At 51.6% G+C, this 20,435-nt stretch carries 18 protein-coding genes and 1 pseudogene; 5 read left to right on the forward strand and 14 right to left on the reverse strand.

Translation table 11 applies throughout. From position 1 onward, the window contains the following. Positions 1-3 precede the first annotated feature (3 nt). Entirely contained in the window at positions 4-1,341 is a 1,338-nt protein-coding gene (gene adeP / locus NA624_RS21970; RefSeq protein WP_001519317.1) for an adenine permease AdeP, read from the forward strand. Between the two features lie 44 nt (positions 1,342-1,385). Here adeP and NA624_RS21975 read toward each other — a convergent pair whose 3' ends face one another. The 14 genes and pseudogenes from NA624_RS21975 to NA624_RS22040 form a co-directional block, all read right to left on the reverse strand. Further along, positions 1,386-1,952: an NADPH-dependent FMN reductase gene (locus NA624_RS21975; RefSeq protein ID WP_000005236.1), complete on the reverse strand. Its 567-nt coding sequence runs from the start codon at positions 1,950-1,952 to the stop codon at positions 1,386-1,388. Between the two features lie 16 nt (positions 1,953-1,968). Continuing rightward, positions 1,969-2,724: a 4'-phosphopantetheinyl transferase family protein gene (locus NA624_RS21980; RefSeq protein WP_000190678.1), complete on the reverse strand. Its 756-nt coding sequence runs from the start codon at positions 2,722-2,724 to the stop codon at positions 1,969-1,971. A 157-nt stretch (positions 2,725-2,881) separates the two neighbouring features. Then, entirely contained in the window at positions 2,882-3,841 is a 960-nt protein-coding gene (yidZ, locus tag NA624_RS21985; protein WP_000749364.1) for an HTH-type transcriptional regulator YidZ, read from the reverse strand. Continuing rightward, entirely contained in the window at positions 3,810-4,997 is a 1,188-nt protein-coding gene (locus NA624_RS21990) for an MFS transporter (protein WP_000819622.1), read from the reverse strand. The genes yidZ and NA624_RS21990 overlap by 32 nt, the downstream gene beginning before the upstream one ends. 514 nt (positions 4,998-5,511) lie before the next feature. Continuing rightward, positions 5,512-5,640: a hypothetical protein gene (locus tag NA624_RS21995; protein WP_001641723.1), complete on the reverse strand. Its 129-nt coding sequence runs from the start codon at positions 5,638-5,640 to the stop codon at positions 5,512-5,514. A 257-nt stretch (positions 5,641-5,897) separates the two neighbouring features. Further along, a complete protein-coding gene (locus tag NA624_RS22000; RefSeq protein WP_000353754.1) occupies positions 5,898-6,833 on the reverse strand; it encodes a retron St85 family RNA-directed DNA polymerase in 936 nt (311 codons plus the stop codon). Next, entirely contained in the window at positions 6,833-7,795 is a 963-nt protein-coding gene (locus NA624_RS22005; protein WP_000461377.1) for a retron St85 family effector protein, read from the reverse strand. The genes NA624_RS22000 and NA624_RS22005 overlap by 1 nt, the downstream gene beginning before the upstream one ends. Positions 7,796-8,119: 324 nt before the next feature. Next, positions 8,120-9,337: pseudogene (locus tag NA624_RS22010) on the reverse strand (tyrosine-type recombinase/integrase); the annotation flags it as partial. Positions 9,338-9,660: 323 nt separating this feature from the next. Further along, positions 9,661-11,025 (reverse strand): tRNA uridine-5-carboxymethylaminomethyl(34) synthesis GTPase MnmE, encoded by a 1,365-nt coding sequence (gene mnmE, locus NA624_RS22015; RefSeq protein ID WP_000019081.1) that lies wholly within the window; start codon positions 11,023-11,025, stop codon positions 9,661-9,663. Between the two features lie 141 nt (positions 11,026-11,166). After that, positions 11,167-12,813, reverse strand: a complete 1,647-nt coding sequence (gene yidC, locus NA624_RS22020; protein ID WP_000378283.1) for a membrane protein insertase YidC — start codon at positions 12,811-12,813, stop codon at positions 11,167-11,169. A gap of 2 nt (positions 12,814-12,815) precedes the next feature. Next, entirely contained in the window at positions 12,816-13,073 is a 258-nt protein-coding gene (yidD, locus tag NA624_RS22025; RefSeq protein WP_001307474.1) for a membrane protein insertion efficiency factor YidD, read from the reverse strand. Continuing rightward, positions 13,037-13,396, reverse strand: coding sequence for a ribonuclease P protein component (rnpA, locus tag NA624_RS22030; protein ID WP_000239725.1), 360 nt, complete (start codon positions 13,394-13,396; stop codon positions 13,037-13,039). Before rnpA ends, yidD begins: the two co-directional genes overlap by 37 nt. 16 nt (positions 13,397-13,412) lie before the next feature. After that, positions 13,413-13,553 (reverse strand): 50S ribosomal protein L34, encoded by a 141-nt coding sequence (rpmH, locus tag NA624_RS22035; RefSeq protein WP_000831330.1) that lies wholly within the window; start codon positions 13,551-13,553, stop codon positions 13,413-13,415. Between the two features lie 228 nt (positions 13,554-13,781). Next, positions 13,782-13,874, reverse strand: a complete 93-nt coding sequence (locus NA624_RS22040; protein ID WP_418142141.1) for a hypothetical protein — start codon at positions 13,872-13,874, stop codon at positions 13,782-13,784. Positions 13,875-14,213: 339 nt separating this feature from the next. Here NA624_RS22040 and dnaA point away from each other — a divergent pair, with 339 nt between their 5' ends. The 4 genes from dnaA to gyrB all read left to right on the forward strand — a co-directional run bounded on the left by dnaA (position 14,214) and on the right by gyrB (position 20,433). Next, positions 14,214-15,614 carry a chromosomal replication initiator protein DnaA gene (dnaA, locus tag NA624_RS22045; RefSeq protein WP_000059093.1) on the forward strand — a complete coding sequence of 467 codons (1,401 nt, stop codon included), beginning with the start codon at positions 14,214-14,216 and terminating at the stop codon, positions 15,612-15,614. A 4-nt stretch (positions 15,615-15,618) separates the two neighbouring features. Further along, the gene (dnaN, locus tag NA624_RS22050; protein ID WP_000673474.1) at positions 15,619-16,719 is read left to right on the forward strand and encodes a DNA polymerase III subunit beta; all 1,101 of its coding nucleotides are present in this window, start codon (positions 15,619-15,621) and stop codon (positions 16,717-16,719) included. A gap of 197 nt (positions 16,720-16,916) precedes the next feature. After that, the gene (recF, locus tag NA624_RS22055) at positions 16,917-17,990 is read left to right on the forward strand and encodes a DNA replication/repair protein RecF (RefSeq protein WP_000059372.1); all 1,074 of its coding nucleotides are present in this window, start codon (positions 16,917-16,919) and stop codon (positions 17,988-17,990) included. Positions 17,991-18,018: 28 nt separating this feature from the next. Then, complete coding sequence (gyrB, locus tag NA624_RS22060; RefSeq protein ID WP_000072047.1) at positions 18,019-20,433, forward strand: DNA topoisomerase (ATP-hydrolyzing) subunit B; 2,415 nt, start codon at positions 18,019-18,021, stop codon at positions 20,431-20,433. The last annotated feature ends 2 nt before the right edge of the window (positions 20,434-20,435 follow it).

Below are 20,435 nucleotides of genomic sequence, written 5' to 3' on the forward strand. Positions count from 1 at the left end.
ATAATGAGTCAACAACACACCACCCAGGCTTCTGGTCAGGGTATGCTGGAACGCGTGTTTAAACTGCGCGAACATGGCACGACGGCACGAACCGAAGTGATCGCCGGTTTTACCACTTTCCTGACGATGGTTTATATCGTTTTTGTTAACCCGCAAATTCTGGGCGTAGCTGGCATGGACACCAGCGCCGTCTTTGTGACCACCTGTCTGATTGCGGCCTTTGGTAGTATTCTGATGGGCCTGTTCGCTAACCTGCCGGTGGCGCTGGCGCCCGCGATGGGGCTGAATGCGTTCTTTGCCTTCGTGGTTGTTCAGGCAATGGGACTGCCGTGGCAGGTAGGCATGGGCGCCATTTTCTGGGGCGCTGTTGGTCTTTTATTGCTGACTATCTTCCGCGTGCGTTACTGGATGATCGCCAACATTCCGGTCAGCCTGCGCGTGGGCATCACCAGCGGCATCGGCCTGTTTATCGGCATGATGGGGCTAAAAAACGCCGGCGTGATTGTCGCCAATCCAGAAACGCTGGTCAGCATCGGCAACCTGACCTCGCACAGCGTGCTGCTGGGGGTTCTCGGATTCTTTATTATTGCGATTCTCGCTTCGCGCAACATTCATGCGGCGGTGCTGGTGTCCATCATCGTCACGACGCTGCTTGGCTGGATGATGGGCGATGTGCACTACAACGGCATTGTCTCCGCGCCGCCAAGCGTCACCAGCGTGGTAGGGCATGTCGATTTGGCAGGCTCGTTCAATCTTGGCCTGGCGGGGGTTATTTTCTCCTTTATGTTGGTAAACCTGTTTGACTCCTCCGGTACGCTGATTGGCGTGACCGATAAAGCCGGCCTGGCGGATGAGAAAGGCAAATTCCCGCGCATGAAGCAGGCGCTGTTTGTTGATAGTATCTCTTCTGTCACTGGCGCATTTGTCGGAACCTCTTCTGTGACCGCTTATATTGAATCCTCTTCTGGCGTTTCGGTGGGCGGTCGCACCGGTTTGACGGCGGTGGTGGTCGGTATTTTGTTCCTGCTGGTTATCTTCCTGTCGCCGCTGGCGGGCATGGTGCCGCCTTACGCGGCGGCGGGCGCGCTGATTTACGTCGGCGTGCTGATGACCTCCAGCCTGGCGCGGGTAAACTGGCAGGATTTAACCGAATCGGTCCCGGCGTTTATTACGGCGGTAATGATGCCGTTTAGCTTTTCGATCACCGAAGGTATCGCGCTGGGCTTTATCTCTTACTGCGTGATGAAAATCGGTACCGGTCGCCTGCGCGACCTTAGCCCGTGCGTAGTGATTGTCGCGCTGTTATTCGTGCTGAAGATTGTGTTTATTGACGCACACTGATGAAATGAACCCTCGCCCCATCGGGGGGAGGGTTTTTAACGAACTTACGCTTTAACGCGCTGAATATACTCGCCAAATGCGGTCAACTGACCGGTCAAATGATCTAACGTTCCCTGCTCAATCACTTCGCCCAGTTGCGGGTCGACTTTATTCTGAATCACGCCGCCCATAAATTCCGGTTTATTCATCACCATTGCATCAAGGAACACCAGAATCTGGCGCAGATGATACTGGCAGCGCGCGCCGCCAATCGCCCCCATTGAACTGGTCTGGATAAGAACGGGTTTACCCGCCAGCGGCTGCTCAGGCAGACGGGATAGCCAGTCGATGGCATTCTTCAGGCCGCCGGGAACGGAATAGTTATATTCCGGCGTCACAATGACGACGCCGTCGGCGTTGCGAATCTGCTCCGCCAGCGCCTCTACGCTGGCTGGAAATCCCTCTTCCTGCTGGATATCGGCGTCATACAGCGGAATATCCCCGATCGAAGGCAGCGGCGATACCGTCATTCCTGTCGGCGCGACTTTAGGCAGAGTACGCGCCACCATCCCGTTAAAGGAACCTTTGCGTAAACTTCCCAGCAATGTAACCACATTCAGCGTTTCAGACATACGTGCCCCTTTTTCATTATGAACGATTAAGCGTATACGATTTGGCGGCGGGGAGTTGGGCGAATCGCATCAGACGCCCGGTTGGCTCATTGGCGCGCGTCTGGATATCGGGCAGGCTTTTCCAGCCCAGTTTGCCATCGAACTCCCACACTTTTAATTTTTCTATCGCTGGCGTAACGGTTACGGACCATACCAGCACATCTTCCGCATCGCATACGGCTTCAAGCTGTGTGACATGCGCGCACTTCAGGCGTCCGGCAACGGGTAAAAGTTGCAGCTCCCGCGGATCGTCATTCATGACATCGCCGGTGAGTTTTAACACGCTCTGGCGCAATGTGATGAGTTGCGCTCGCGCTTCGTTGGGATCGTTTTGATTGGCTACCCATAAGTTTTCATTACGGGAGAAAGGGTGGCGTTCGAGCGAATGCGGATGGTGAAAGCCGCGGGAGGTGCGCTGTAATTCCATATCCAGCCCGCACTCTCCTTCGGTGGTCAACGCCACGCCAACCATATTTCCGGCGTAGGAGATAGAAAAACCTGGCAGATTTTTGTCACGAAACGCGGGTTTACCTTTCGCCTGAATAATGATTTCCGGCAGCTCGCTAATTCCGTACAGCATAAACATCAGTTCGGCAAGAAGGCCTCTGGAGGCGAGAAAACGCGTTCGTCGGTGAGCAGGCAGGTTTCTGGCTTCAATATGGCAAGACGAAGAGAGACGAATTGAAACCAACTGTCCCTCCGTAAGTATCCCTCTGGCAAAGTGAGTCGCCATTTTTCGCTCCGTGATTAATGGGCCGTGATAATGACGAGAGTAACATTAACGTAAATTATGGACAGGTTTTACGCGCTAAAAATTCAATTTCAGAACGTTCTTTAATCAGACGGTGACATTTCTGGTAAGAGGAAGGTTAATTTATCAACGCAGGTGGTCAGATAAGGCGACGGCAGAGCGTGTTGATAGCCTGTCGTAGCCACACAATCTTGGGATTATGACTATTACGTTTGTGCCATAATAGGGTAAACGGCACCAACAGCTTTTCCCGCTGTTGCGCATCAAAAGGCAGGGGGCGCGCCACTAACGGTAGCTGGTGGAGCTGATTGTAGTGCTGGCAATAGCGCGGCGCGGTTGCTATCAGGGTGTGATCCGGCTGGGCGGCCATAAAGAGCGACTGCTCGAACCCCGGCAGGCTCAACGCGATATGGCGTTTGCGTCCCATTTCTTGCAGGACATCATCCAGCGCCCAGGTATCGCTTTGCTCCCAGCAAATACTGATATGCGGGTAGCGCAGAAATGTGTCCAGATCCCACGCTTCGCGCAGCGCCGGATGATCTTCCCGCAGCCAGACCCACGGCAAATCGCTAAACAACACCTCAAAATCAATCGCGAGCGGCAACAGACTGAGCAATTCTCGCGAGCGGGGATGGCTTTCGCGTCCGGTAAATCCGATATCGACTTCCCCACGCGTAATCGCCTCCAGTGAGTCATAATCCCAGTTGCGAACCTTAATGGTAGCCTGCGGATAGCGTTGATAAATCTGCTGCGACAGTGAATTAAACATAATCATCATCAGCGGCGACTCTGCCGCCAACTCAAATTTTAAACCGCGCGGCGTTTGATGATGCGGCTTATCAAGCAGTTGATTCCCCATCTGCATCCAGTCCGCCAGACTTTGCTCCATACTGACCATCAGCGGCGTCGGCGCCAGACCCAGCGGCGTATTGACGAACAGCGGATCGTCAAACCATGCCCGGAGTTTCGCCAGCGATTTGCTGACCGCAGAGGGCGTTACGTTCATCCGTTTTGCAGCTTTAGTGACGCTGCGCTCCTGCATGAGTAACTGTAGGCATAACAGCAGATTAAGATCGAGATTGGTAAGGGATTTCTTCATGCTCGGCTACGGACCTGTTGGGCGCGACGGAGAAGATCAGCAGAATACTCACTATGCTACAACCAATCAGAATCCCGATCAGCATATTCATCGCGCTGATACCGAGTATTGCCGCCAGCCAAATCCACAGTGATGAACCGCAAACCTGCGCGATACCCAGCGTGGAACTGGCTACTCCGGCGCGCAGCGAAAACGGCCCCAGCGCCTGGCTCATCGCGACGCCAAAACCAACCGAGAATCCGGCGCAGATAAGCGTCAGGCCAAAGAGCGTGACGGTATTGGTATGAGCAAGGCTTAACGTCACGCCAGCCGTCAAAAACAGCCCCTGTGAGACGAGCATTAAGGTTCGCGGCTTAAATAACCCAAGCGCAAAAGGGGTAGAAAAAGAGACGACCATGCTGACGCCTGCGGTGAGCGCCATGGTCATGGCATAGTCGCCACGGCTAAATCCCATCACCTCCATCAGTAGCACTGGAGAGGCATTGACGAAGGTCAGGATCACCGACACGCTAAGGGTGGTGATCGCCAGTCGACTGACGAAAAAACGGTTAACCAGCGACTCGGCGGCGGGCGACGATCGTGATAAATCGCGTGGAGCCAGCCTTGCCGGGCGCGTCTCGCGCAGGATAAACAGTGATAACAGGCCCACAATAATGCCCATCGCGGACATCGTATAGAACAGACTTTGCCAGGGGAAACGAAGCATAATCAAATGCCCCACCACCGGGGCGAGTACCGGCACAATACAGGTAATCCCATTCAATAATGACAGCACTTTTGCCCGGCGATACTCGTCGAGCGTGTCGCGCAGAATGGCGAACGCCACCACATAGCAGCCGCCTGCTCCTACCCCCTGAAGAAAACGCCCACTCAGAAATAGCGAGCCTTCCGACGCCCATGAACAAAGCAGTGAGGCCATCATAAAGACGAGCGCGCCGACGATCGCGACCGGCTTGCGGCCTGACTGGTCGGCTATCTTCCCGGCAAACAGCATGGCCGTCGCCATTCCGGCCAGGTAAACGGAGAAGGCGATATGCAACTGCGCCTCGCTGGCGTTCAGATCGGCGGCTATACGCGGTAAACCGACCAGATACATATCAATACCGGCAGGATAGAGTAAAACCAGGGCAAAACTACACAGTAGAAAACGTTTCATAGCGGCCTCACGAAAAGTGTGGCGCTAAGAATACGGGGCGACGTTGCGCGAGACGAGTTGCCATTTGGACAACAGTGATTTCCTATGAGGCAATGAGATATCACCCCGGCAGTGACGTAAGCCGGATGGCGTCAGCCGTCACCCGACACCAATACAGAAACTGGAAAATCTAGATAATTCGTTGATATATAATCTATAATTTGCCTTGAAAACATGGCTATGGGCACATTAAAGGACACAAAAACCAAGTAGCTGGTGAAACTGTAAATAGACCCGTTTTAGTTCCATGCATTTTTTGAGATCCCGGCCAGATTGACCCTGGTAAGTGAATTTCTGACATCTGTTTGAGTGTCAGCCAGTTTGTTGCAGTGGATTTGCAGGCAGTAGCCGGGTTGAAGCTGATCTGCGCGCTGGCGTCACTTTCACTCGCTTACGCTCTTAAAAGTGACGCCGCGTTTTGCACATTCAGCAGGAAGTACGGACGCAAAGCCTTCGGCAATGCCGTCCGACTTCTCTACAGCGTTCTGTCTGTCGCTACGCTTGCAACAGGGTAGCGATAAAGGGTGTGGTCACCTGTATCGAGACAGGAGGTCAGTTTCAGACCACGCTTCGCTCCCTGGTTGACCGGGGGGCTGACCGCCAAAGGCGCTTCTTACAGGTCGCAGTTCGTCTTAGAACAGGAAGCTTTTAGGGGTACTGCTATGAGTTGGGGATAGGGTAGAGCGGGGGGCGTAGGGAAGCTGTGGGGAATTGTTTATGGGATTTGAAAAATTTATTTTTCTGGAAAATCTATGATTAAGTTAGGCCAAGCGTATAATGTAATACGCTTAGGAAAACTTATTCCAAGTTGTTCTGGGCATAATCAACAAAACACTGGTGTCTATAAAAGTGCAGCAGAAGTTATTTGTCTTTTTGTTTTTGTAATTTATAAATATTATCAGATCCATATTTAATGACCATGCTTTTATAAAACGAAGGCTCAATATTTTTAGCAAATGCAAGTAGCCCGACTAATTTATTGCATTCGTCAGTAGATAATTTCCCATTTATAAAATGATGGATCATGGCAGAGATTTTTCTTTTCCTTTCTCTACCTATGGATAATTTGTTATCGTTTGTTAGAGTTATACCAGTAACGTGACGGTTATGTCCTTTTGAAGAAAACACTGTTTTTTCATGATTGATTCTAATCCTACCTAAAGAATATTTAGGCAGTACGTTTTCAAGCATGTCAGGTATATCAAACAAAACATCTTTATTATTTGTTGAAAAGGTTAAATCATCAGCATAACGAGTATAGTTAACGCCTATTTTAGAGCATATCTCTTGAACCTCAATATCCCAAAAATACATCACAAAATTTGATATTAAAGGTGAGCTTGGTGCTCCAATACTTAATCTTAAATTACTATTTCTCTTGGATTTGAAGAATAATATATTCTCAAGTAGTACTTTATCATCTGCAGTTAAATCAATATTTGCAAGTCGTAACTTTGAGAAAAATAGACGTGGTGTTATGCTAGGGAAAAAATTCTCAAAATCCATCTTCAACAAGTATTTTGTATGAAGATGAACTTGAGCGTTGGTCTTAATGCTACTGCCCTTTTTATATGCAAATGCGCATTCATGAACGGGTAATTTATCGGTTAAATACTCAGTAATTTCACGTTGTATAAATTTTAGTTCTTTCGAAGGATGAGCAATAGTTCTCTTCTTATCTGAGTTTCTTTTTGCAATTTTATATATTTTATAGCGATAAGGTGCCGTCAATGAAAAGGAAATGATTTCACTTTTCTTGGTTAATAGTAAATCTGAAATATGCTGTAATATGTCCATTAATTAATCTCCTCAGCCATTTCTTTTTTTGCTATTATTTGACGCAGCGCTGTAATTCTTCGTTTTGATAATGGATCGGTTAATGTTACAAAAGATTGTCTAACCTTCATTTTTAATTGTTGATTATCTATGAGTTTATTATCTTTAGTTTTACCAAATTTTACCCATTTGCGCTCTTTTAATGGAAAGTAATATTTGTTTGAGCTATATGATAAAACGTCTATAAAACCAACTTTCTGAAGTAAATAAATTGATCTGTTAATAATTTTTGTTGAAATATTAAACCCTAATGAGTTTAGGGCTGATTCTATTTCACTAAGTTGTATTGGGGCGCAAAGAGATATAATCTCAGTAATTAGAAGTGCTATATGTCCAGAATTATCCTTACTGAATTGTTCTGTTTTTGGGATTGATGAAAGTTTTTCTTTTATATTTACACATAAATCATCAAGAAAATCATTATCGTATTTTAAGACTTCAGGATCCGGCCAAGGATAGATTACAACAGAGGATGAGACTTTCTTCTTAATATACTCTAGTGGGCCTAAATAAATGAATGAGTCCTCACCGGATACTTCTTCCGCTGAAGCAACAATCAGTATTTTTTTAAATAGTTCTGATTTGTTGCAAAATATACCTAACTCAACTAATGATCCTGGACTTTCTAAAAAAATGATAATAAGAGATGAAATACTGGCTATATCATCTTCAAACACCAGAAGGTCCGGATAGGCATTCTCTTTAAAATAATCCTTGAATGTCTCAGCTAGAATGAAATGTTCGTGAAGCTCAGAGGCATGTTTTGCTGTGTAAGTGAGTAGTCTATCCCTAAAACTGGGGGGAATTGGTGCACGTACATCGACTTTGCCACCACACACGAAAAGGAGACGATGAGATATATCAACATTGAAGTTACTTATGTCTAACAATTCAAATTGTTTTTTAATAGTTTCTTCAAACATTGATTTAAACGTTATGTATTTTTGATTTGTCTTCCGTTGATGAAAAAAACGAGCAATGTTTTTTGCTCGTTTTTTACTCTTTACTAGAGGAGGCGCTAGAAAGTTTTCTACCGATCCTAGAGACTTCTAGGATCGGTAGAAAACTTTCTAGCGCAACCCTAAAAGTACTCAATAAGTTAGTGTCTGGCGAAACGCTCGACAAGGCTATAAATCAAAGCCTAACGCTAAAGAGTGATGTTATTATGGTTGAGAAGTGCATCTTTTTCAACCGGTTAGATAGTATATTCTAATCAGAAACTATTATTGTTATATTTTCCATATTATTCATACGGTTACATTGTAAGACTTCCCGAATTGTCCAATGATAACCTTCCTTCCAGTCTCAATCTGCGCATCAACAAAATCAGCCCAGGACTGAAGCATCTCCCGGCGCTGATTCAGGTACTCCGCACGGTTGTAGATGCCGCGAACGCCGCCGATCTTATGCGCCAGGCATTTCTCTACCCAGTCGGAGTTGTAGCCCTGCTCATGGAGCAAAGTGCTGGCAGTACGCCGGAAGTCATGAATAACAAAATCCCTGACGTTTAGATCCAGCGTACGCACCGCGCAGTTCAGCGTTGTTTTGGAGATCGGGCGTCGGTGGTCGTTTCGGCTGGGGAAGACGTATGGAGAATCTCCGGCCAGAAATTTTAGCTCTTCGAACATCGCCAGCGCCTGCTTTGACAGCGGAACAATATGCGGGTTATCCATCTTCATTCTTTCGCCGGGGATACGCCATTCCAGCGCGTTGAAGTTAACTTCACTCCATGTCGCTTCAATCATCTCCGATTTACGCACCATGCAGATGATTAACAGGTGCAGGGCCAGCTTGTGGCGTCGGTTCATATTAGAGGTGTATATCCCCCGTAGCAGGATGCCGATCTCTTCTGCTGTTAGCGCCACGTCGCGGCTTGTTGCTTGTGCGATATAACGGGCCTCGATAGCGGCTGCCGGGTTGTTGAATATGATTCCCCTGGAAATCGCATAGGCCAGCATGCGTTTAAGCACGTTTCGCGTCAGTAGCGCGACGTGATCCGAACCTCGTTGCTTGATACGGTCGAGCACGACCTGAATGTGGGCAGTTGTGAGTTCTTCGAGTTCCAGCTTCCCGATGATGGGAATGATGTCCTTCTCGATAACGCGAGTGATGTTGCGCGGATCGCGGTTACTTTTTTCAACGATATCGGTCAGCCAGCGTTTGGCGAATGTTTTGACTGTCGTTGGGTCTTTCTGTTTAAGCTTTTCTTCCTGCTTTTTCTGCGCGGGATTGATGCCATGGGCAACCATTGAGCGGCACTTTTCACGCCAAAGCCGCGCTTCTGCAAGTGAGAAAGCAGGGTATTCGCCCAGCGTGATCTTTTGCGATTTGTTGTCAAAGCGGTAGCGGAAACGCCAGATTTTTCGTCCGGTAGGAAGAACTTCAATCACCAACCCGTCATGATCGGCAAGTTGCCAGGGGCGGTTTCTGGGGGCAAGTGTGCGTAGTTTGGTATCTGAAAGTGCCGTATCTCACCTCTACAGTGTGTCCATGAGCATCCTTTCTAATAGATTGTTTAATATTGGATTATTAACGCCTTCTTTTTCACTGTGTCCATGAGAAGGCAGATTTGAGCGTTTTTTATACCGTTTTTTGTGTCCATTTGATGTGATTTTTAGCTCAAAAAATAAACAATGGCACACGGGGAATTTAAAGATGGGCACAATTCAGGACACAAAAATCGCGGATGAACCCGCACGACTATGGACGAGTATGGAAAGTAAAAACCCGCATTAACAGGCAGTTAATGCGGGTTAGTGAACGTTCACGGACGAGGATGGACTAAAACTTACTTACCGATACAGAAGCTGGAGAAAATCCGTCCCAGCAGGTCGTCGGAGGTAAACTCGCCGGTAATCTCGCTTAAGCTTTGCTGCGCCAGTCGCAACTCTTCCGCCAGCAGTTCCCCCGCCCACGCGCCTAATAGCTGTGCTTTGCCCTGCTCAAGATGTTCAGCGGCTTCCGCCAGCGCCTGCAGGTGACGGCGGCGGGCCAGGAAGCCGCCTTCCATATTGGTATCAAAACCCATGCTCTGCTTGAGGTGGTTACGCAGCACGTCGACGCCTTCGCCGGTACGCGCCGAGAGACGAACCAGTGAGTGACCATTTACTTCACTAATACCCAGCGTTTCGCCGGTGATATCCGCCTTGTTACGTACCACGGTAATCGGTAGATTTTTGGGCAGACGGGCGATAAAGTCCGGCCAGATGTCGGCAGGGTCAACGGCGTCCGTCGTGGTGCCATCCACCATAAACAGCACGCGATCGGCCTGTTCAATCTCCTGCCAGGCGCGTTCGATGCCGATACGCTCAACTTCGTCGCTGGCGTCGCGCAGTCCGGCGGTATCGATGATATGCAGCGGCATCCCGTCGATGTGGATATGCTCGCGCAACACGTCACGCGTGGTACCGGCGATATCGGTGACAATGGCTGCTTCACGGCCTGCCAGCGCATTCAGCAGGCTGGATTTCCCGGCATTCGGGCGTCCGGCAATCACTACCTTCATCCCTTCGCGCAGCAGGCTACCCTGGCGCGCTTCGGTGCGCACGGCGTCAAGATCGGCGATGACGCCATTGAGCTGCGCTTCGATTTTGCCGTCAGAGAGAAAGTCGATCTCCTCATCCGGAAAATCAATAGCCGCTTCGACGTAGATTCGCAGGTGAGTAAGTGCTTCCACAAGGTGGTTAACGCGGGCGGAAAATGCCCCCTGTAACGAGTTTAGCGCCGAACGCGCCGCCTGTTCGGAACTGGCATCGATCAGGTCGGCAATGGCTTCCGCCTGGGCTAAATCGAGCTTATCGTTGAGGAACGCTCGCTCGGAGAACTCGCCCGGTCGGGCAATGCGCACGCCTGGAAGCGTCAGGATACGTTTTAACAGCAGGTCCAGGATCACCGGACCGCCGTGCCCTTGTAGCTCCAGCACATCTTCACCGGTGAAGGAGTTCGGGCCGGGGAACCACAGCGCAATACCCTGATCCAGCGCGCTGCCGTCAACGTCTTTAAACGGCAGGTAGTCGGCATAGCGCGGCTTCGGCAGCTTGCCCAGCACCTCTTGCGCAACGTCGCGCGCCTTCAGACCAGAGATACGCAGGATACCCACGCCACCGCGTCCCGGTGGGGTTGCCTGGGCGACGATAGTGTCGTTATGGCTCATGGTTAGTCTCAACTTTGTTGCAATAAAAAAAGGCGGTCATATGACCGCCTTTTGATTGTAGGCCTGATAAGCGTTAGCGCCATCAGGCTGACCGGCGCGCCTTGCCGGATGGCGGCTTCGCCTTATCCGGCCTACACCGAATCAGGATTTTTTCTTCTCGCGGCTATGCAGGCCACGCTTCTCCAGACCACGGTAAATCAGCTGCTGCTGAATGATGGTGACCAGGTTGCTGACGATATAGTACAGCACCAGACCTGACGGGAACCACAGGAAGAACACCGTAAAGATGACCGGCATAAAGGTCATGATCTTCTGCTGCATCGGGTCGGTCACGGTGGTCGGCGACATCTTCTGAATGAAGAACATCGTTACGCCCATCAGGATCGGCAGAATGTAGTACGGGTCCTGTGCGGACAGGTCATGAATCCACAGCGCGAACGGCGCATGACGCAGTTCAATGGAACCCATCAGCATGTAGTACAACGCCAGGAAGATAGGCATCTGGATGATCAGCGGGAAGCAGCCGCCCAGCGGGTTAACCTTCTCCGCTTTGTACAGGGCCATCATCTCCTGGCTTTGGCGCTGTTTATCATCGCCAAGACGTTCGCGCATCGCCTGAATTTTCGGCTGCAGCATACGCATCTTCGCCATTGATGTGTACTGCGCTTTGGTCAGCGGGTACATGATACCGCGAACGATAAAGGTAATGATGATAATGGAGAAGCCCCAGTTGCCCACAAAGCTGTGGATCCACTTCAGCAACTTGAACAGTGGCTGAGAGATGAACCACAACCAGCCGTAGTCCACGGTCAAATCCAGGTGCGGTGCAACAGCCGCCATTTTATCCTGAATTTCCGGGCCGACCCACAGGGTGCTGGTCATCGCGCCAGTCTGGCCTGGCTGTACCAGTACCGGCTGCGCTTTATAGCCGATAGCGACAATGCCGTTACCCAGATTGGCGGTGTAGAAATTGTTGGTGCCGTCGTTACGCGGAATCCATGCGGTGGCGAAATACTGCTGCAACATTGCCACCCAACCGCCTTTGGAGCTGACGTTGAGGTTTTCGTTATCGGCAATGGTGTCGAATTTGTATTTCTCATACTTCTCATCCGGCGTGGAGTACGCTGCGCCGCGGAACGTATGCAGCGCAAAGTTGCTGCTGCCGGTGTCGCGATGAGGAGGCAGGTTGACGGATTGTTTTAACTGACCAAAGGTGGAGACTTCCAGCGGTTTTTCGCCGGTGTTCTGCACGCTATAGTTCACGTTAACCGCATAATCGCCACGCTTAAAGACAAACGTTTTGGTAAACGTGTTGCCTGCGGCGTCAGTATAAGTCATCGGAACCTGCAGTTCGTTCTGACCGTCGGCCAGCACAAACGCCTCTTTCTCGACGTTGTACAGCGGACGCGGGCCGTTCGCCGGGTTATCCGGGCCGTCGCGGCCTGTCAGGCCGCTTTGCGCCTGATAGATAAACTGCGGGGTGGTTTCCAGCAGCTGGAACGGTTCGTTGGAACCCAGTTCTTTCGGGTAAGCCGGGAGCAAGGCCTGCTCGACATCACCACCACGGGTGTTGATAGTCAAATCAAGCACATCGGTTTTCACCGTAATCATTTTCCCCTGGCCACTGGCTGGTACGCCCTGGTCGGCGGCGCTACCCGCTGCGGTGGTCGTTGTCTGCGTGGTCTGTTGAGTCTGAGGTTGCGGATTTTTATCCTGCTCCCAGGCTTGCCAGATCATGAAAGACACGAACAGCAAAGCGATGACTAAAAGATTGCGTTGCGAATCCATCGTTAGTGTTCTCTGGTATCAAATGGTCCGGGCGGGACGGGATCGTCACCACCAGGGTGTAAAGGGTGGCATTTTAATACGCGTTTCACCGTCAACCAACTGCCTTTTATCACTCCAAACCTGCGCAATGCCTCAATTCCGTAGCTTGAGCACGTTGGCGTGAAACGACAATGCGGCCCAAGCAGCGGACTGATCAGGCGTTGATAGACCCGAATAAGGGCTATCAGGACCCGCGAGCCAGGCGACAGTGGCGGCGCCATAATTTTTCCAACGCTTCCGAGAGAGCACGGTTATCGAGGTCGGCAACCCCTTTTTTCGCCACCACCACGAAATCCATTGCAGGAAGTTCATGCTGGCGCAGACGGAAGCTTTCACGCGTCAGACGTTTAATCCGGTTGCGTTCATGCGCACGTCGAACATTTTTCTTGGCGACGGTAAGACCGATACGGGGATGCCCCAGCGAATTCAGGCGGCCGAGGATGGTGATTTGCGGCGTGCCAGCCCGTTGAGGTTGCTGGAAGACGAATGTGAAATGAGCGGGAGTTAACAAACGTAACTCCCTGGGAAATGCGAGCTTAACCACTCAGGGGTTAGCTTTATTACTTGGAAACGGTCAGACGAGCGCGGCCTTTAGCACGACGACGTGCCAGAACCTGACGACCATTTTTAGTAGCCATACGAGCACGGAAGCCGTGAGAACGGTTGCGCTTCAGTACAGACGGTTGAAAAGTGCGTTTCATGGCGATTTCTACCTAAACTTGAATAAATTCACTGACTTTTGCGTATACCCGAACAAACTTTGAACGACTTACGCCACAGTGTGGGTGATTAAAGAGGCCGGATTGTAATAATTGTACACTCCGGAGTCAATTCTCTTTCCTTATTTTCCCGCTATTTTCCACGCCTTTTTGTGCGGAAAATAAGCAGCGTTGACGCCATATGACGGGCATTGCGCGACGGGTGGAGAATTATACGGACTGCCAGGTAAAGCGCAAGGATCGCCCTGGATCTTTATGCGATCTTTTAGGCGTCTGCTCACCTTTACCTATTAATTTTTTCAATATGCGCGCGAAAGCGTACAGGAGTTCCCCAGGATCGATTACACTTATCCTTTCCTGGAAAGTCCTGTGGATAAATCGGGAAGAATCTGTGAGAAACAGAAGATCTCTTGCTCAGTTTAGGCTATGATCCGCGGTCCTGATCGTTTCAAACGATCCTGGTCAGGCATGAACACGAAATCTTTCAGACTGCGTGAAGTCGCGATCGTTTGAAAGATCCGTGAAAACCGCAGACAGCGGTTCGTGCGTCACCCTTCATGCAGGGTCTTATCGACGTGCGCCAACAATCATTAATGTATCAGCCTTTGTCATTTATCGACTTTTGTTCGAGTGGAGTCCGCCGTGTCACTTTCGCTTTGGCAGCAGTGTCTTGCCCGATTGCAGGATGAGTTACCAGCCACAGAATTCAGTATGTGGATACGCCCGTTGCAGGCGGAACTGAGCGATAACACGCTGGCTTTGTATGCGCCAAACCGTTTTGTGCTCGATTGGGTAAGAGATAAGTACCTCAACAATATCAATGGGTTACTCAACACATTCTGCGGCGCGGATGCCCCACAACTGCGTTTTGAAGTGGGAACAAAGCCCGTTACGCAAACGCTAAAAACGCCTGTGCATAACGTTGTCGCGCCTGCGCAGACAACAACGGCGCAGCCGCAGCGCGTAGCGCCTGCGGCCCGTTCGGGCTGGGATAACGTACCAGCGCCGGCGGAGCCGACCTACCGCTCCAACGTCAATGTTAAACATACATTTGATAACTTCGTTGAAGGTAAATCCAACCAACTGGCGCGCGCGGCGGCACGTCAGGTGGCGGATAATCCTGGCGGCGCTTATAACCCGTTATTCCTCTATGGCGGCACCGGTCTGGGTAAAACTCACCTGCTGCACGCGGTGGGTAACGGCATTATGGCGCGCAAACCCAACGCGAAAGTCGTGTATATGCACTCCGAGCGCTTTGTGCAGGACATGGTAAAAGCCCTGCAAAATAACGCCATCGAAGAGTTTAAACGCTACTACCGCTCCGTTGACGCATTGCTGATCGACGATATTCAATTCTTCGCCAATAAAGAACGATCCCAGGAAGAGTTTTTCCATACCTTTAACGCTCTGCTGGAAGGCAATCAGCAGATCATTTTGACGTCGGATCGCTATCCGAAAGAGATCAACGGCGTTGAGGATCGTCTCAAGTCCCGCTTTGGTTGGGGGCTAACAGTGGCGATCGAACCGCCAGAACTGGAAACCCGCGTGGCGATCCTGATGAAAAAAGCGGACGAAAATGATATTCGTCTGCCAGGCGAGGTCGCGTTCTTTATCGCCAAGCGTCTACGCTCTAACGTGCGTGAGCTGGAAGGCGCGCTGAACCGGGTGATCGCCAATGCCAACTTTACCGGCCGGGCGATTACTATCGACTTTGTGCGCGAAGCGCTGCGCGATTTACTGGCGTTGCAGGAAAAACTGGTCACCATCGACAATATTCAGAAGACGGTGGCGGAGTATTACAAAATCAAAATTGCGGATCTGCTTTCTAAGCGTCGATCTCGCTCGGTAGCACGTCCGCGCCAGATGGCTATGGCGCTGGCAAAAGAGCTCACCAACCACAGTCTGCCGGAAATCGGCGATGCGTTTGGCGGGCGCGACCACACTACCGTACTTCATGCCTGTCGTAAAATTGAGCAACTGCGTGAAGAAAGCCACGATATCAAAGAAGATTTTTCGAATTTAATCAGAACATTGTCGTCGTGATCCTATGAAATTTACCGTTGAACGTGAACATTTATTAAAACCGCTTCAGCAGGTCAGCGGCCCGCTGGGCGGTCGTCCTACGCTGCCGATTCTCGGTAACCTGCTCCTCCAGGTAGCGGACGGTACGCTTTCTCTGACCGGCACCGATCTTGAAATGGAGATGGTCGCGCGCGTTACGCTTTCTCAGCCGCATGAGCCGGGTGCTACTACCGTGCCGGCGCGGAAATTCTTTGATATCTGCCGCGGCCTGCCGGAGGGCGCGGAGATTGCCGTTCAGTTGGAAGGCGATCGGATGCTGGTGCGTTCTGGCCGTAGCCGCTTCTCGCTGTCTACGCTGCCTGCCGCCGATTTCCCGAATCTTGACGACTGGCAAAGCGAAGTTGAATTTACGCTGCCGCAGGCCACGATGAAGCGCCTGATTGAAGCGACCCAGTTTTCGATGGCCCATCAGGATGTGCGCTACTACTTAAACGGTATGCTGTTTGAAACGGAAGGTAGCGAACTGCGCACTGTCGCGACCGACGGCCACCGCCTGGCGGTGTGCTCAATGCCGCTGGAAGCGTCTTTACCCAGCCACTCGGTGATTGTGCCGCGTAAAGGCGTGATTGAACTGATGCGTATGCTCGACGGCGGCGAAAACCCGCTGCGCGTGCAGATTGGCAGTAATAATATCCGCGCGCACGTCGGCGACTTTATCTTTACCTCGAAGCTGGTGGATGGTCGCTTCCCGGATTACCGTCGCGTTCTGCCGAAGAATCCGGATAAACATCTGGAAGCGGGCTGCGATATCCTCAAGCAGGCGTTTGCCCGCGCGGCAATCCTCTCGAATGAGAAATTCCGCGGCGTGCGTCTGTACGTCAGTGAGAATCAGCTCAAAATCACCGCCAATAACCCGGAGCAGGAAGAAGCGGAAGAGATTCTGGACGTGAGCTACGGCGGGACGGAGATGGAAATCGGCTTTAACGTCAGTTATGTGCTGGACGTGCTCAATGCGCTGAAGTGCGAAACCGTGCGCATTATGCTGACGGATTCCGTATCCAGCGTACAGATTGAGGATGCGGCGTCACAGTCGGCTGCCTATGTTGTTATGCCAATGCGCTTGTAAAGAATATCGGGCTATCTTACTTGTTATTCTGGCTCCGGGCAGTGCTCGCACAAAATACGAAGTATTTTGGACGTCTTATGGACGGCCCGAAGGGCGAGCGCAGCGAGCAATCCTCACGTACTCCAGTACGCTCCGGTTGCTGTGCGCTGGCCGTAACCAGACTAACTGCGCCGATAACGCCCTGGTTATGAGTTGATATGTCGCTATCCAGACTGCTAATCAAAGACTTCCGCAACATAGAAAATGCGGATCTCGCTTTATCCCCCGGCTTTAACTTCCTGGTTGGCGCCAACGGTAGCGGCAAAACCAGCGTGCTGGAAGCTATCTATACGCTTGGCCACGGTCGGGCGTTTCGCAGTTTGCAGCCTGGCCGCGTGATTCGTCATGAGCAGGAAGCGTTTGTTCTCCACGGGCGATTACAGGGCGAAGAGCGTGAGACGTCGATTGGCTTAACCAAAGATAAGCAGGGCGACAGCAAAGTCCGTATCGACGGTACCGACGGTCACAAGATCGCGGAGCTGGCGCATTTAATGCCGATGCAGTTGATTACGCCGGAGGGGTTTACTTTACTCAACGGCGGCCCCAAATACAGAAGAGCGTTCCTTGACTGGGGATGCTTTCACAACGAAGCCGGATTCTTCACCGCCTGGAGTAACCTGAAACGATTGCTGAAACAGCGTAATGCTGCGCTGCGCCAGGTGAGTCGTTATGAGCAATTGCGCCCGTGGGATAAAGAGCTGATCCCGTTGGCGGAACAAATTAGTACCTGGCGGGCGGAGTACAGCATCGCTATCGCACAGGACATGGCGGATACCTGTCAGCAGTTTTTACCTGAATTTTCCCTGACGTTCTCTTTCCAGCGCGGCTGGGAGAAAGAGACAGACTATGCGGACGTGCTGGAGCGAAGCTTTGAGCGTGACCGTATGTTGACCTACACCGCGCACGGGCCGCATAAAGCGGACTTTCGCATTCGCGCTGACGGCGCGCCGGTGGAAGATACCCTGTCGCGCGGGCAGCTAAAGTTATTGATGTGCGCCTTACGTCTGGCGCAGGGCGAGTTCCTCACCCGCGAAAGCGGGCGGCGCTGCCTGTACCTGATAGATGATTTTGCCTCTGAACTTGACGATGCGCGTCGCGGACTGCTGGCCAGCCGCTTAAAAGCCACGCAATCGCAGGTCTTTGTCAGCGCAATTAGCGCTGAACACGTTATAGACATGTCGGATGAAAATTCGAAGATGTTTACCGTGGAAAAGGGTAAAATAACGGATTAACCCAAGATTAAATGAGCGAGAAACGTTGATGTCGAATTCTTATGACTCCTCCAGTATCAAAGTCCTGAAAGGGCTGGATGCGGTGCGTAAGCGCCCGGGTATGTATATCGGCGACACGGATGACGGCACCGGTCTGCACCACATGGTATTCGAGGTGGTAGATAACGCTATCGACGAAGCGCTCGCAGGTCACTGTAAAGATATCGTCGTGACTATTCACGCCGATAACTCCGTGTCCGTAACGGATGATGGCCGTGGCATTCCGACCGGGATTCACCCGGAAGAAGGCGTCTCGGCGGCGGAAGTGATCATGACCGTTCTGCACGCGGGCGGTAAATTTGACGATAACTCCTATAAAGTCTCCGGTGGTCTGCACGGCGTGGGCGTCTCGGTAGTCAACGCTCTGTCGCAAAAACTGGAACTGGTTATCCAGCGAGATGGCAAAATTCACCGTCAGATCTACGAGCACGGCGTGCCGCAGGCACCCCTGGCCGTCACTGGCGATACCGATAAAACCGGTACGATGGTACGTTTCTGGCCGAGCCACGAAACCTTCACCAACGTCACTGAATTTGAATATGAGATCCTGGCGAAACGCCTGCGTGAACTGTCATTCCTGAACTCAGGCGTCTCCATCCGCCTGCGCGACAAGCGCGATGGCAAAGAAGATCATTTCCACTACGAAGGCGGCATCAAGGCGTTTGTTGAATATCTCAACAAGAATAAAACGCCGATCCACCCGAATATCTTCTACTTCTCCACCGAAAAAGACGGTATCGGCGTCGAAGTAGCGCTGCAGTGGAACGATGGTTTCCAGGAAAACATCTACTGCTTTACCAACAACATTCCGCAGCGCGACGGCGGTACTCACCTGGCAGGCTTCCGTGCGGCGATGACCCGCACGCTGAACGCCTACATGGACAAAGAAGGCTACAGCAAAAAAGCCAAAGTCAGCGCCACCGGCGACGATGCCCGTGAAGGTCTGATTGCGGTGGTTTCCGTGAAGGTACCGGACCCGAAATTCTCCTCGCAGACCAAAGATAAGCTGGTCTCTTCCGAGGTGAAATCGGCGGTAGAACAGCAGATGAACGAACTGCTGAGCGAATACCTGCTGGAAAACCCATCTGACGCGAAAATTGTCGTCGGCAAAATTATCGACGCCGCGCGTGCGCGTGAAGCGGCGCGTCGCGCCCGTGAAATGACCCGTCGTAAAGGCGCGCTGGACTTAGCGGGCCTGCCGGGCAAACTGGCTGACTGCCAGGAACGCGACCCGGCGCTGTCCGAACTGTACCTGGTGGAAGGGGACTCCGCGGGCGGCTCTGCGAAGCAGGGGCGTAACCGCAAGAACCAGGCGATTCTGCCGCTGAAGGGTAAAATCCTCAACGTCGAGAAAGCGCGCTTCGACAAGATGCTCTCCTCTCAGGAAGTGGCGACTCTGATCACCGCACTGGGCTGCGGTATCGGTCGCGACGAGTACAACCCGGACAAACTGCGTTACCACAGCATCATCATCATGACCGATGCGGACGTCGACGGCTCGCACATCCGTACGCTGCTGTTGACCTTCTTCTATCGTCAGATGCCGGAAATCGTTGAACGCGGCCACGTTTACATTGCCCAGCCGCCGCTGTACAAAGTGAAGAAAGGCAAGCAGGAACAGTACATTAAAGACGATGAAGCGATGGATCAGTACCAGATTTCCATCGCGCTTGACGGTGCGACTCTGCACGCGAACGCCCATGCGCCGGCGCTATCCGGCGAAGCGTTAGAAAAACTGGTCTCTGAATATAACGCCACGCAGAAAATGATTGGTCGTATGGAGCGTCGCTTCCCGAAAGCGCTGCTCAAAGAGCTGGTGTATCAGCCAACTCTGACCGAAGCCGATCTTTCTGATGAGCAGACTGTAACGCGCTGGGTGAATGCGCTGATTACCGAGCTGAACGAGAAAGAGCAGCACGGCAGCCAGTGGAAGTTCGATGTTCATACTAATACGGAACAGAATCTGTTCGAGCCGATCGTTCGCGTGCGTACGCATGGCGTGGATACCGACTATCCGTTGGATCACGAGTTTGTGACCGGCGCGGAATATCGTCGTATCTGCACGCTGGGCGAGAAGCTGCGCGGTCTGATTGAAGAGGACGCGTTCATCGAACGCGGCGAGCGTCGCCAGCCGGTAACCAGCTTCGAGCAGGCGCTGGAGTGGCTGGTGAAAGAATCACGTCGCGGTCTGGCTATCCAGCGTTATAAAGGTCTGGGTGAAATGAACCCGGATCAGCTGTGGGAAACCACCATGGACCCGGAAAGCCGCCGTATGCTACGTGTGACCGTCAAAGATGCGATTGCTGCCGATCAGTTGTTCACCACGCTGATGGGTGATGCCGTTGAGCCGCGTCGTGCCTTTATCGAAGAGAACGCCCTGAAAGCGGCGAATATCGATATTTAACC

This window comes from Salmonella sp. NW38, from assembly GCF_051807745.1.
Lineage (GTDB): Bacteria > Pseudomonadota > Gammaproteobacteria > Enterobacterales > Enterobacteriaceae > Salmonella > Salmonella enterica.

What these genes read in the sequence shown, in the direction of transcription:
- adeP (WP_001519317.1), top strand. Translation starts at nt 4, where the DNA reads ATGAGTCAACAACACACCACCCAGGCTTCTGGTCAGGGTATGCTGGAA.
- NA624_RS21975 (WP_000005236.1), bottom strand. Translation starts at nt 1,952, where the DNA reads ATGTCTGAAACGCTGAATGTGGTTACATTGCTGGGAAGTTTACGCAAA.
- NA624_RS21980 (WP_000190678.1), bottom strand. Translation starts at nt 2,724, where the DNA reads ATGGCGACTCACTTTGCCAGAGGGATACTTACGGAGGGACAGTTGGTT.
- yidZ (WP_000749364.1), bottom strand. Translation starts at nt 3,841, where the DNA reads ATGAAGAAATCCCTTACCAATCTCGATCTTAATCTGCTGTTATGCCTA.
- NA624_RS21990 (WP_000819622.1), bottom strand. Translation starts at nt 4,997, where the DNA reads ATGAAACGTTTTCTACTGTGTAGTTTTGCCCTGGTTTTACTCTATCCT.
- NA624_RS22000 (WP_000353754.1), bottom strand. Translation starts at nt 6,833, where the DNA reads ATGGACATATTACAGCATATTTCAGATTTACTATTAACCAAGAAAAGT.
- NA624_RS22005 (WP_000461377.1), bottom strand. Translation starts at nt 7,795, where the DNA reads ATGTTTGAAGAAACTATTAAAAAACAATTTGAATTGTTAGACATAAGT.
- mnmE (WP_000019081.1), bottom strand. Translation starts at nt 11,025, where the DNA reads ATGAGCCATAACGACACTATCGTCGCCCAGGCAACCCCACCGGGACGC.
- yidC (WP_000378283.1), bottom strand. Translation starts at nt 12,813, where the DNA reads ATGGATTCGCAACGCAATCTTTTAGTCATCGCTTTGCTGTTCGTGTCT.
- yidD (WP_001307474.1), bottom strand. Translation starts at nt 13,073, where the DNA reads ATGGCGCCGCCACTGTCGCCTGGCTCGCGGGTCCTGATAGCCCTTATT.
- rpmH (WP_000831330.1), bottom strand. Translation starts at nt 13,553, where the DNA reads ATGAAACGCACTTTTCAACCGTCTGTACTGAAGCGCAACCGTTCTCAC.
- dnaN (WP_000673474.1), top strand. Translation starts at nt 15,619, where the DNA reads ATGAAATTTACCGTTGAACGTGAACATTTATTAAAACCGCTTCAGCAG.
- recF (WP_000059372.1), top strand. Translation starts at nt 16,917, where the DNA reads ATGTCGCTATCCAGACTGCTAATCAAAGACTTCCGCAACATAGAAAAT.
- gyrB (WP_000072047.1), top strand. Translation starts at nt 18,019, where the DNA reads ATGTCGAATTCTTATGACTCCTCCAGTATCAAAGTCCTGAAAGGGCTG.